Source organism: Paenibacillus sp. GM1FR, assembly GCF_002803315.1.
Lineage (GTDB): Bacteria > Bacillota > Bacilli > Paenibacillales > Paenibacillaceae > Paenibacillus > Paenibacillus amylolyticus.
In genome coordinates this window covers 21,236-33,647 of the sequence record NZ_MKZL01000030.1, presented here as the reverse complement: position 1 = coordinate 33,647, position 12,412 = coordinate 21,236, and the positions used below count along the sequence as shown (strand labels likewise).

The 12,412-nt window shown below is 49.5% G+C and carries 8 protein-coding genes and 11 tRNA genes; 18 read left to right on the top strand and 1 reads right to left on the bottom strand.

Annotation, left to right across the window (positions count from 1 at the left end; all coding sequences use genetic code 11):
* Window positions 1–43 precede the first annotated feature (43 nt).
* The 18 genes from PAEAM_RS19860 (at window position 44) to PAEAM_RS19775 (ending at window position 10,164) form a co-directional block, all read left to right on the top strand.
* Window positions 44–121, top strand: a tRNA-Asp gene (locus PAEAM_RS19860).
* An 18-nt stretch (window positions 122–139) separates the two neighbouring features.
* Window positions 140–215, top strand: a tRNA-Phe gene (locus PAEAM_RS19855).
* Window positions 216–235: 20 nt separating this feature from the next.
* A tRNA-Thr gene (locus PAEAM_RS19850) sits at window positions 236–311 on the top strand.
* A 9-nt stretch (window positions 312–320) separates the two neighbouring features.
* Window positions 321–406: transfer RNA gene (locus PAEAM_RS19845), tRNA-Tyr, on the top strand.
* Window positions 407–416: 10 nt separating this feature from the next.
* Window positions 417–492: transfer RNA gene (locus PAEAM_RS19840), tRNA-Lys, on the top strand.
* A 6-nt stretch (window positions 493–498) separates the two neighbouring features.
* A tRNA-Leu gene (locus tag PAEAM_RS19835) sits at window positions 499–579 on the top strand.
* A gap of 10 nt (window positions 580–589) precedes the next feature.
* Window positions 590–664: transfer RNA gene (locus PAEAM_RS19830), tRNA-Gly, on the top strand.
* Window positions 665–671: 7 nt separating this feature from the next.
* Window positions 672–748: transfer RNA gene (locus tag PAEAM_RS19825), tRNA-Arg, on the top strand.
* Between the two features lie 17 nt (window positions 749–765).
* A tRNA-Leu gene (locus PAEAM_RS19820) sits at window positions 766–844 on the top strand.
* A 7-nt stretch (window positions 845–851) separates the two neighbouring features.
* Window positions 852–925 (top strand) — tRNA-Pro (locus PAEAM_RS19815).
* 10 nt (window positions 926–935) lie between these two features.
* Window positions 936–1,006, top strand: a tRNA-Gly gene (locus PAEAM_RS19810).
* A gap of 381 nt (window positions 1,007–1,387) precedes the next feature.
* Window positions 1,388–3,253: a 3D-(3,5/4)-trihydroxycyclohexane-1,2-dione acylhydrolase (decyclizing) gene (gene iolD, locus PAEAM_RS19805; RefSeq protein ID WP_100528700.1), complete on the top strand. Its 1,866-nt coding sequence runs from the start codon at window positions 1,388–1,390 to the stop codon at window positions 3,251–3,253.
* A gap of 53 nt (window positions 3,254–3,306) precedes the next feature.
* Complete coding sequence (iolE, locus tag PAEAM_RS19800; protein ID WP_076254893.1) at window positions 3,307–4,209, top strand: myo-inosose-2 dehydratase; 903 nt, start codon at window positions 3,307–3,309, stop codon at window positions 4,207–4,209.
* A 196-nt stretch (window positions 4,210–4,405) separates the two neighbouring features.
* Window positions 4,406–5,416, top strand: coding sequence for a 5-dehydro-2-deoxygluconokinase (gene iolC / locus PAEAM_RS19795; RefSeq protein WP_100528699.1), 1,011 nt, complete (start codon window positions 4,406–4,408; stop codon window positions 5,414–5,416).
* A gap of 99 nt (window positions 5,417–5,515) precedes the next feature.
* Window positions 5,516–6,991, top strand: a complete 1,476-nt coding sequence (locus tag PAEAM_RS19790) for a CoA-acylating methylmalonate-semialdehyde dehydrogenase (protein WP_244661184.1) — start codon at window positions 5,516–5,518, stop codon at window positions 6,989–6,991.
* A 69-nt stretch (window positions 6,992–7,060) separates the two neighbouring features.
* A complete protein-coding gene (gene iolG / locus PAEAM_RS19785) occupies window positions 7,061–8,113 on the top strand; it encodes an inositol 2-dehydrogenase (protein WP_100528698.1) in 1,053 nt (350 codons plus the stop codon).
* Window positions 8,114–8,223: 110 nt separating this feature from the next.
* On the top strand, window positions 8,224–9,030 hold the full coding sequence (iolB, locus tag PAEAM_RS19780; protein WP_074093115.1) for a 5-deoxy-glucuronate isomerase: 807 nt from the start codon (window positions 8,224–8,226) through the stop codon (window positions 9,028–9,030).
* A gap of 126 nt (window positions 9,031–9,156) precedes the next feature.
* Window positions 9,157–10,164, top strand: coding sequence for a LacI family DNA-binding transcriptional regulator (locus tag PAEAM_RS19775; RefSeq protein ID WP_100528697.1), 1,008 nt, complete (start codon window positions 9,157–9,159; stop codon window positions 10,162–10,164).
* 182 nt (window positions 10,165–10,346) lie between these two features.
* Here the strand turns inward: PAEAM_RS19775 and PAEAM_RS19770 are convergent, their stop codons facing one another.
* Window positions 10,347–12,323, bottom strand: a complete 1,977-nt coding sequence (locus PAEAM_RS19770) for a methyl-accepting chemotaxis protein (RefSeq protein WP_165789989.1) — start codon at window positions 12,321–12,323, stop codon at window positions 10,347–10,349.
* Between the last annotated feature and the right edge of the window lie 89 nt (window positions 12,324–12,412).

Sequence of the window (12,412 nt, the reverse complement as noted above, 5' to 3'; positions counted from 1 at the left end):
AAATCCTGCCCCCGCAATTATACTTTCCTTGAGAAAGTGATCTGGAACCGTGGTGTAGTTGGCCTAACATGCCTGCCTGTCACGCAGGAGATCGCGGGTTCGAATCCCGTCGGTTCCGCCATTTTTTTTAATGTAGTAAGGCTCGGTAGCTCAGTCGGTAGAGCAGAGGACTGAAAATCCTCGTGTCGGCGGTTCGATTCCGTCCCGAGCCACCATTTATAACACCATGTAATACGCCGGTGTAGCTCAACTGGTAGAGCAACTGACTTGTAATCAGTAGGTTGGGGGTTCAAGTCCTCTCGCCGGCACCATGTAATCCTGGAGGATTAGCGAAGCGGCCAAACGCATCAGACTGTAAATCTGCTCCCGTACGGGTTCGGTGGTTCGAATCCATCATCCTCCACCAGTTTTTCTATGAGTCATTAGCTCAGTTGGTAGAGCACCTGACTTTTAATCAGGGTGTCGAAGGTTCGAGCCCTTCATGACTCACCATTATATGCGCGTGTGGCGGAATTGGCAGACGCACTAGACTTAGGATCTAGCGTCTTTGACGTGGGGGTTCAAGTCCCTCCACGCGCATCCTTTATTTGCGGAAGTGGCTCAGCGGTAGAGCATCGCCTTGCCAAGGCGAGGGTCGCGGGTTCGATTCCCGTCTTCCGCTCCAATATTTTGCGCCCTTAGCTCAGCTGGATAGAGCGTTTGACTACGAATCAAAAGGCCGGGAGTTCGAATCTCTCAGGGCGCGCCATTATAACTTCATATTTTGCCGGCGTGGCGGAATGGCAGACGCGCTCGACTCAAAATCGAGTGGGAAACCGTGGAGGTTCGAGTCCTCTCGCCGGTATATATAACGGGATGTAGCTCAGCTTGGTAGAGCACCTGGTTTGGGACCAGGGGGTCGCATGTTCAAATCGTGTCATCCCGATTGTTGTTATGCGGGTGTAGTTCAATGGTAGAACTTTAGCCTTCCAAGCTAATAGCGTGGGTTCGATTCCCATCACCCGCTTATATATTGAAAAAGAAAGAGACGGTGAGTACCGTCTCTTTCTTTTTTTTGCATTCACAGGCATATTGATCATAATTGTATGCAAAGATCACGGATTATATGGCTTTAGCGTGTATCCCATCCTCACCATGGATTCCCCCTCATTTAAGTCTGTTCTTAGTCATTGTGGAAGTGTTCAAATAGAGAAGGTCTAACACATGTTCGAACACAAGAATATCTTTTCTTTATCACAATTTATAAAAACGCTTACAAAAATAGCTTGCGTAAATCATTAACCTGTAATACCATATCAATTAAGCGCTTAACCTTTAGGGGTAAGGCGCTTAAACTTAACGTAGATTAAGCGCTTAACCCGTAAAGGAAAGGACGGCGATCAAACTCATGAAAACAATTCGATTAACGATGGCCCAGGCACTGCTTCGATACCTGGATCAGCAATATATCTCGGTTGACGGGGTGGAAACCAAGTTTGTGAAGGGAATCATCGGTATTTTTGGACATGGCAATGTAACAGGCATTGGAGAAGCGTTGGAGCGCAGTCCGGGAAGCCTGACGTATATGCAAGGCAAGAACGAACAAGGCATGGTGCATACGGCAGCGGCTTATGCCAAACAGAAGAACCGTAGACAGATCTATGCATGTACAACATCCATTGGACCTGGTGCTTTAAATATGATTACAGCGGCAGCTACTGCAACGGTGAACCGGATTCCGGTTTTATTGCTTCCTGGAGATAACTTTGCTACACGGGAACCGGACCCGGTACTTCAGCAGTTGGAAGTGAGCAGTGATTATACAATCTCAGCAACTGATCCATTCAAAGCCGTCAGCAAGTACTGGGATCGCATTGTTCGTCCCGAACAGTTGATGATTGCTGTTACACAGGCGATGCGTGTGCTAACCGATCCAGCAGAGACGGGAGCAGTAACGCTCGCATTGCCTCAGGATGTGCAGGCAGAAGCGTACGATTACCCGGAATCTTTCTTTGCCCGCAAAGTACATTATCTGGATCGTCGCCCCCCGGTACAGGCAGCCATTGAGCGGGCAACGGAGCAGATTGCCCGTGGCAGAAAGCCGCTGCTCGTTGCAGGCGGCGGTGTGTTGTACTCTGAGGCATCCGCCGAGCTCGTGGAATTTGCCGAGGCATTTGGTATTCCGATCACCGAGACGCAGGCGGGCAAGAGCGCAGTTTCTTGGGACCACCCACTAAATGTGGGGGCAATCGGGGTTACCGGCTCTCTGGCAGCCAATAGGCTGGCGAGAGAAGCGGATGTGGTGATCGGCGTCGGTACTCGGTTCTCGGATTTCACGACGGCGTCCCGCTCTGCTTTTCAACATCCGGAAGCTTCATTCATCAACATTAACCTGAATGGCATGGATGCCGCCAAGTTAGGCGGAGAAGCCATTCTGGCAGATGCTCGCGAAGGATTGCAGGCTTTGCAGAAGGAATTGCAGGAAAGACAATACCGAAGTGCATATGGCGCATCTGAAGTTGCTGATCTCCGCGCTGAGTGGAATGCAGAAGTGGATCGGCTGTATGCAGCTCAACATGAAGCAGGGCTGGCACAGACTACCGCAGTCGGCGTTGTTAACCGGACGATTGATCCATCCTCCGTCATTGTGTGTGCGGCAGGTAGTCTGCCAGGTGATCTACATCGTCTGTGGCGTGCGTCTGAACCAAAGACATACCACATGGAGTATGGGTTCTCCTGTATGGGGTACGAGGTAAGTGGAGCGTTCGGAGCAGCACTTGCCGAGCCGGATCGGGAAGTGTACGCCATGGTAGGAGATGGCAGTTATCTGATGCTGCATTCGGAGTTTGTGACCAGTTTGCAGGAACAGAAGAAGATGACTGTCCTATTATTCAACAACAATGGATTCCAGTGTATTCATAATTTGCAGCGGGAACACGGTAGTGACGGGTTCGGCAATGAGTTCCGTTATCGGGAATCCGAGAGTGGACGACTGACCGGGGATTACATGCCAATGGACTTTGCTGCACACGCCCGAAGCATGGGAGCCAAATCCTATAGAGCGGAGACAGCAGAACAGCTGGAACAAGCACTCCGAGATGCGAAGAACGAAACAGTGAGTACGTTGATTGAGATTCCGGTCTTGCCTGGAACCAACGCAGGTGGATACGAGTCATGGTGGAATGTGGGTGTACCTGAGGTATCTGCCGAAGAAAAGGTAGTTCATGCTCATCACACGATGCAAGCCAACCGTGCCAAAGCAAGACCGATTTAATCCGGTTTAATATAGTGAACCACAATGTTGAACGACAAAGGAGACGTGGAGCAATGAGCAAGCTGCCATTTCAGCTTGGGATTCATCCGATCAATTGGGTCGGTGAAGATGTGAAAGAGCATGGTGATGCGACAACGTGTGCACAGATTCTGGATGACATTCAGCGTCTTGGGCTGAGAGGTACAGAGATGGGACGTAAATATCCGACTGACCCTGCTATATTGCGTGAGGAATTGAGCAAAAGGAATATCAAGTTGGTCTCTCAGTGGAAATCGGTACTGTTCTCCGATCTGGCGTATCGTCAGTCGGAGCTGGACAGTTATCGCAGACATGCGGAGTTTCTGCAATCCATGGGCAGTAAGGTGATCAGTACGGCGGAGGTAGGCGGGTCACTTCATTTTGATCCAAGACGAACTCCGAATGAAAAAGAAGTGCTCAGACTCAGCGAATCTGAATGGCATATTCTTGCTGAAGGGTTGAACGAAGCAGGAGCTATTGCTCGCGAACATGGGTTGAAGCTTACGTACCATCATCATGGAGGCACAGTGGTAGAGCAACCGGATGAGATTGATCGACTGATGGAGCTGACAGACCCTTCTCTCGTGTATCTGCTCTATGATACTGGTCATGCCTACTATGGCGGAGCCGATCCACTTGAACTGCTACGCAAACATTATGATCGGATCGCCTATATCCATCTGAAAGATATCCGCCCGCATGTGCTGGATGAAGCACGCGCGGAGCAGTCTGACTTTGTCGGTTGTATTCGTAGAGGAGTGTTCACCGTACCAGGAGATGGATGCATTGATTTTGCACCAATTCTGCAAGAACTGATCACACGAGGGTACGATGGCTGGGCGATGCTTGAAGGAGAGCAGGACCCTGCGATTCATAACCCGTACGAGTATGCCAAACGCTCCTTGAACTATATGGAGTCCTTATACCAACACAGCTGATTTGTTCAGCATTGCAGCGGTCAGAGGCCAAACCCATGAAGTGAAAAGGAAGAAGGCTAGCAAGAGTATAACGTTACGATTGGAAATTAAACTGACCTATTCTAGCCGTTTACTAATCCTCACGAGGAATGAATATACAGTCTAGATATCCATATACAACATGTAAAATCCCACCACAGAAAGGGGCTCACATGCAATGACTTACGTATCCTTTCCCGTATCCAGGAAGAAGGATTTCACCGCGATTGGCCGTTTATGTATCGACTTGAATGCCAATGAGATCAATCGCCCGATGGAAGAGACGATGACGTTCACGAAATATGTGGGTGGCTCTCCCGCCAATATTACGATTGGCATGTCCAGACTGGGTATGGAGACGGCTTTTATCGGTAAGATCGCCAACGACCAAATGGGCAGATTCATCCATAGCTACTTGGAGAAGAACGGCATCGACACATCGAATGTGGTAACGGACGACACCGGAGCGGTGACGGGGCTTGCTTTTACCGAAATCAAGAGCCCAACCGATTGCAGTATCCTGATGTACCGGGACAATGTAGCGGATTTGTTATTACAGGCGCAAGAGGTACAAGAGCAGTTGATTGCTGACTCCAAAGTGCTGCTAATCTCAGGCACAGCCCTCGCGCAGAGCCCATCCCGTGAAGCCGTATTACAGGCACTAACGTATGCAAAAAAACATGGCACAGTTATTGTGTTTGATCTGGACTATCGCCCATACACATGGACATCAGATGAAGAGACAGCGGTCTATTACAACCTTGCAGCCGAGAAATGCGATATCATCCTCGGCACACGTGAAGAGTTCGACATGATGGAGACATTCGATCACAATCCGGATCATAGCGATCAGGTGACTGCGCAGAAATGGTTTGATTTCTCAGCGAATATCGTTGTAATCAAACACGGCAAGGAAGGGTCCATTGCTTATACGCGTGAAGGGCTTTCCCACCGCGCTGACAGCTATCCGGCAAAAGTGGTCAAAACGTTCGGTGCAGGCGACTCCTATGCGGCTGGGTTCCTGTATGGATTGATGCAGGGCTGGACAATTGAGCGCAGTATGGCGTATGGCAGTGGCGCAGCAAGTATCGTTATTTCAAGCCACAGCTGTTCGGATGCAATGCCAACGGTCGAACAGGTAAATGACTACATTGAACGTTGCAATCGGGGCGAGATCACCGTGTCTTGAAGCTCGTTGCAATACTTTGAATAACACACTCATACAGATCAACATCAATCATATAAGTTCAACATAAGGGATCACACATAAGTGAAGGGAGACAGGGCTATGGGAAAAGGAATTTCTGAAGCGTCTGCAACAGCGACAATGGTACAAAACTGGATCGGAGGTGCCTGGGTAACCCCAGCGTCAACTCGCACGGAGCCAGTGGTGAATCCGGCTACAGAAGAGGTTATTGCACATGTGCCATTGTCCGAACAAGCGGACGTGGATCTGGCGGTTCAGACAGCACGAGAAGCGTTCAAATCCTGGAGCAGCACACCGGTTCCACGCCGTGCACGTATTCTGTTCCGCTACCAGCAGTTGCTGGTTGAACATTGGGAGGAGCTCGCTCGCCTGGTGACACTGGAGAACGGTAAAAGTTATGCCGAAGCGTATGGCGAGGTATTGCGTGGCATTGAATGCGTCGAGTTCGCGGCTGGTGCCCCGAATCTGATGATGGGCAAACAACTGCCTGACATCGCTACAGGACTGGAGTCGGGCATGTACCGCTACCCAATCGGTGTAATTGGGGGGATTACCCCATTCAACTTCCCGATGATGGTGCCGTGCTGGATGTTCCCGCTGGCTATTGCGTGTGGTAACACCTTTGTCTTGAAGCCGTCCGAGCGCACACCGCTGCTGGCAGGCCGCCTGGCAGAGCTGTTCAAGGAAGCGGGGCTTCCTGACGGCGTGCTCAACATCGTTCACGGTGCGCATGATGTCGTGAACGGGTTGCTGGAACATAAGGATGTTCAAGCGATCTCCTTTGTCGGATCACAACCTGTGGCTGAATACGTCTACACTACTGCATCCAAGCATGGCAAACGGGTACAGGCACTGGCTGGTGCCAAAAACCACTCCATCGTTATGCCGGACGCCGATCTGGATCTAACCGTGAAAGAGATTACCAGTGCAGCCTTTGGTTCAGCAGGGGAGCGTTGCATGGCATGTGCGGTTGTTGTGGCTGTGGGTGATGTGGCTGACGAACTGGTACAAAAGCTGGTGGAAGCGGCAGACCGTATTACCATTGGTAACGGCATGGATGAGGGCGTGTTCCTCGGTCCTGTCATCCGTGGACCACATAAAGAGCGTACACTCAGTTACATTGAAGCCGGAGAGCAGGAAGGCGCGGCATTGATTCGGGATGGACGTAAGGATCAGGCGACAGGTGAATCCGGTTATTTTGTAGGGCCTACGGTATTCGACCAAGTTGATAGCAATATGAAAATTTGGCAGGATGAGATCTTTGCTCCGGTACTCTCGGTGGCAAGAGTGTCTACGCTGGAGGAAGCCGTTGAGCTGGCGAACCGTTCCGACTTTGCCAACGGGGCGTGTCTGTTCACCCGCAGCGGAGCGAGTATGCGTCAATTCCGTGAAACGATTGATGCGGGCATGTTGGGTATTAACCTGGGCGTACCTGCACCAATGGCATTCTTCCCGTTTTCCGGTTGGAAAAAGTCCTTCTATGGTGATCTACATGCCAATGGTACGGATGGTGTTGAATTCTACACTCGCAAGAAGATGGTAACGGCGCGCTGGTAACAACCAGAGCATCACTCGGGCTAAGGGGAACGCCCAGCCCATATGGACGCACATAGGGAGGATAACGGAATGGGCAAGGACAAAGTGAGAATTGGCATCATCGGTGCTGGACGGATCGGCAAAATTCATGCAGACAATCTCCTGCGTAACCCGCATGCCGAGATTGTGGGAATCAGTGACTTGTTTGCAGGTCCTGAATTGGAGGCTTGGGCCTCCAGTCGTGGCATCCCTGTTGTAACAACGAACAGCAGCGAGTTGATCTCGATGCCTAATGTAGACGCGGTGCTGATCTGTTCTTCAACAGATACACATGTGCCGCTGATCGAACAGGCCGCCCAGGCGGGCAAACATATCTTCTGCGAGAAGCCGGTCAGCATGGATCTGGCACAGACCCAAGCGGCTGTAGCGGCAGTTCAGAAGGCTGGCGTGAAGCTGCAAATTGGATTTAACCGCCGCTTCGATCACAACTTCAGACGGATACGTGCGCATGTGCAGGATGGTACGATTGGTGATCCACATATTATCAAAATTACGTCTCGCGACCCGAGTCCGCCTCCTGCGGAGTATATCCGGGTGTCTGGCGGGATTTTCATGGACATGACGATCCACGACTTTGACATGGCTCGGTATCTGTCCGGGAGTGAAGTGGAAGAAGTATACGCTCAGGGTAACGTGCTGATCAATCCGGTTTTTGCGGAACATGGTGACGTGGATACAGCGATTGTAACGATGACGTTTGCCAATGGAGCGATTGGTGTCATTGATAACAGCCGTCAGGCAGTATACGGATACGATCAGCGTGTTGAAGTATTTGGCTCGAAGGGCAGCGCCGCAGCGGCGAATGATCATCCAAATACGGCTGAGATCAGTACAGCGGCCGGGCTTATGCGCGACAAACCGTTACACTTTTTCCTGGAACGCTACAATGAAGCATATGTACAGGAGACAGCCCTCTTTATCGATGCAATCATTCATGATACACCGGTTATCGTTGATGGCCACGATGCAGTACAGGCAGAACGAATTGCACTGGCAGCAAAAATGTCCATGGAGCGGGGAAGACCTGTGAAGCTGAGTGAAGTTCCTGGGATGTCACTGGAATCGCAAACGGCAACGCCATAGTGGATGATTAAAGTCACTTTTTTCTAATAGAGCGCAAGAATGGTCCAAGTTTTTGTTTTTTATAAGTATCAGGTTGTTGTGGACGATTACAGAAAGGAGTGGATGACAAGATGTCAGAACGTATTGTGAAACCCGTGGTCAACCCGGAGGGAGACGGTACACTTATAAACGTAACACCGGAGTCGGCGGGGTGGGAATATGTTGGCTTTCAGGTAGCGAAGCTGGCGGAGGGGGAGACGCTAACCCGTGAGAGCGGTGATCAGGAACTCTGTGTGGTGCTTCTCAGTGGTTTCGCCAATGTAAGTACCCGGGAGCACACATGGGATAATATCGGAAAAAGAATGAGTGTTTTCGAGAAAATTCCGCCGTATTCGGTCTACGTCTCAACTTCCGATCAAGTGCAGATCACAGCACGTACCGAACTGGAAATCGCTATATGTGTTGCACCCGGTAAAGGCACGTACCCGGCTCGTCTCATTGCACCCGAAGATGTAGGGGTAGAGGCACGAGGATATGGCAATCTGGAACGCCAGATTCACAACATTTTGCCGGAACAAAAAGAGGCGGACAGTCTGCTCGTTGTTGAGGTATTCACACCAGATGGGCATTGGTCCAGTTACCCGCCACATAAGCATGATCGAGACGCACTCCCGGATGAATCTTTGCTGGAAGAAACGTATTATTTCCGTGTACAGCCTGAGCAGGGGTTTGCCATTCAGCGTATATACACGGATGATCGTTCTGTGGACGAGACGCTAGCAGTGAAGAACGGAGAAGTGGTGCTTGTTCCGGACGGATATCATCCGGTAGGCGCTCCTCCGGGGTATGAGGTCTACTATCTGAACGTGATGGCTGGACCAACCCGTACCTGGAAATTCCATAACGATCCTGACCATGAGTGGTTGATGAAAAAGTAAAACAGTTCATGCTACGCACATTGTGCTGGCTTCAAGTTGCGTATGCAGACTTCCCCCTGCATAATGAGAAGAGAACAATTATCTATGTATAACGAAACTTATATATAGCACAAATGGGGAACAACAATGAAAGCAACCATATACGATATAGCACGCGAGGCGGGTGTATCCATTGCAACCGTCTCGCAGGTCATTAATGGCAAAGGCAAGATCAGCGAGAAGCGGCGCGCTGAGATTATGGAGATCATGGAACGCCTTCATTATCAACCCAGTGCGATCGCAGCTGCACTTACAGGGAAGCAGACGTATACATTGGGGCTGCTCGTACCGGACATCTCAAACCCGTATTTCGCAGAACTCGCAAGAGCCGTGGAGGATCGAAGCCGACAATTGGGTTATAGCGTGGTCATCTGCAGTACGGATAATAAGGACGAGCGGGTAGAGCGTTACCTGAATCTGCTTCAGCAAAAAAGGGTCGATGGCATGATGATCGGAACCGGGATCGATAATGCCGAAATTTTGTCACCACTTTTGCAGCAGTCCATCCCTGTCGCTTTGATTGCACGTCATATGCCATCCCTGTCGGTTCATACAGTCACCATTGACGACATAATTGGCGGAGCACTCGCAGCGGAGCATTTGCTTGAACTGGGGCACACCCGTGTAGCGGTTCTGTCGGAACCGTCCAAAGTCAGCAGCAGTCAGGAACGTGTACGTGGATTCCGTGAAACCCTGATTAAGGCAGGTCATACGCTGGAACCGAATCAGATCCGAGAATCGGCAGCTGACCTGAGCTCGGCCAAAAAAGAGGCGTTACTGCTGCTCGGTGAGAAGGATCACCCGACAGGTTTGTTCTGTTGTAATGACATTCAGGCCATCGGTGCTCTTCAGGCAGCCAAAGAGCTGGGGCTACGCGTGCCAGAGGATGTGTCGATTATCGGATTTGATAATACCATTCTGGCTTCGGTAACCAGTCCACCGCTTACGACCGTTGCCCAGCCAATTGAAGAACTGGGACATCGCGCTGTAGATCTGTTGATTGAAGAGTTAAAGGATGAGCGAAAAGAGCCACAGAAGATTGTGCTGAAGCCTGAGCTGGTTATCCGAGAATCAGCAGGTCGTGTATTGAGCTGAAAACAATTAGGTTTCTGATGTAACCTGATCAGTTGTGAGACCAAGTCTACGTGTGTCATATTCATGGCTCGGGATAAGGGTTATCGTTTTCCTCATTCCAAATAGGTAATAAAACAATATAACAATATAACCAAGTAACAAACAAGCCGCATTCACCCTATGGGAGAACGCGGCTTGTTGATTTATATCTTGAACTTTTTCACTTCTTCAGCGAGCGTATTAGCTTGTTGAGCCAGTTCATTGGAGCGTTCCGAGATACTCGTAATATAATTGAACTGTTCTTGCGTTGAAGAGGCAACCTCTTCGGTGGAAGCGGCGCTCTGTTCGGACATGGCCGCAACACTGGAGATCACTTCAGCAATCTTGCCAGAACTGTTATCCAATTCGGTTGTTGCAGACGATACTTGTTGAAGCTGAGTGTCAATGCCTTCAATAGATTGCTTGATTCGCATAAATGAGTTGCGCATCTCATGTACGGCAGCAACCTGTTGCTCAATACCATGTTCAGCAGAATCGACCTCGCTCACGCTTTGGTGGCTAGCCGCCTGGATTTCATTCAGCAACACGATGATGTCCTGAGCAGAGCCGGCGGATTGTTCAGCTAGTTTGCGCACTTCCTCGGCAACCACCGCAAATCCACGTCCATGTTCACCCGCTCTGGCGGCTTCAATCGAAGCGTTCAGTGCGAGCAGGTTAGTCTGGGAGGCAATACCTTGAATCATGCTGACGATGCTTTCAATCTTCTGTGATTTGTCTGCGAGTAGATTGATTGATTCACCCACACGGTCAATCGATTGGCGGTTACCATCCGAAAGCTCCACCTGATGATCTACCGCTTGTAGCCCAGCTAGCATGGCTTCTCCTGCCTCACGCATCATCGTTACGGACTGCTCGACACTGCGATTGATACCACCAACACTATCACTCATCTCCGACAGACGGCTTGAGCCATCATACACGGATTCAGCCTGTGTACTGGAACCTTGAGCGAGTTCATCAGTGGCAATGGAGATCTGCTCAGCGATGCGTTTGGTTTTATCTGTATGCTCCTGCATCTCACCCGAGATACTTTGTACGCGATCAGCAGAAGCCGTTACTTGCCTGAACAGCGAGCTAAGCTGATCGGACATCTGATTGAATGCCATACCTAGTTCAGCGAATTCATCTTTGCCTTTGATCTGCACCCTTCCTGTAAAATCACCACTCGACATTTGGCGGGAGGTCTCATGGAGATTTCTCAGTGGCTTGATGAAGAGTGTTGCGATCCAATAGGCACCTGCCAGTACAACCAATAATGTAATGGCGATAATGCGAATGTAGTTATTGCGCAATTCATAATAGTCCGCATAGGCGAGTTTCTCAGATATGACTGATCCGATAATCCAACCAGTACTTGGAATTTGTTTGAAGTAGAGGAGTAGATTTTCTCCGTTATATTGGAATGATCTTTGTCCTGAAGGATGCGTTTGCATCTCTGCAAGCAACGGTCCCAATTGATCGTTGTCTGCGGCTGAAGTACTTGCAAGATCAGCCTCGGGATGAGCTAAAATAACTCCCTTTTTGTCGAGCATAAAAGTGTAGCCTAGTCCATCCAGGTTAATTTGGTTGACTGTATCGGTTAACTTGGAAAGTAGAATATCAGAAGCAACCACTCCCCGTATTGCACCGTTTTCTGTCTTTACTGGCATGGCGATAGACACCGTAAATTGTTTGGATTTGTTGTCGATGTAAGGGTCAGTAAAAATCAGCTTGTCTGCTTGTAGAGCCTCTTTATACCAAGAACGATCCCTGGGATCATAATCTTTATCTGGGACGAAGTCAGAACCATTTATAAACTGTCCTTCCTTATTTCCGTAAAATATGTCCTCTAAGTTGTTAGGGTTGGTGCCCTTATACATGATGGACAGATAATCTTCATTAAGATCAGAAGATGAAACAGCCTCCTGAATTACAAGGCCTAGTGTTTCCACTAATTTCTCGTTTCCGTGTAACCATCCGTCCAACTGAAATGTTGCGGTAGATATTAATCCTTCTAGTTTGTTGTTCACACTCTGAGAAGCTTGGTTTTCCGTCTGAACCAAACCAAGTGGTGCGAGCGCGCCTGCTGTAAGCAGAACAGTGACGAAGAAGGCTAACATCAATTTGAGTTTTAACTTCATACTTTTCCCCCTAGATGTCATGAATGTGTTAGTATGTTTGAAGCTTATTATATATATCGTCAAATAATATTTAATCCTTAGGCGAGACC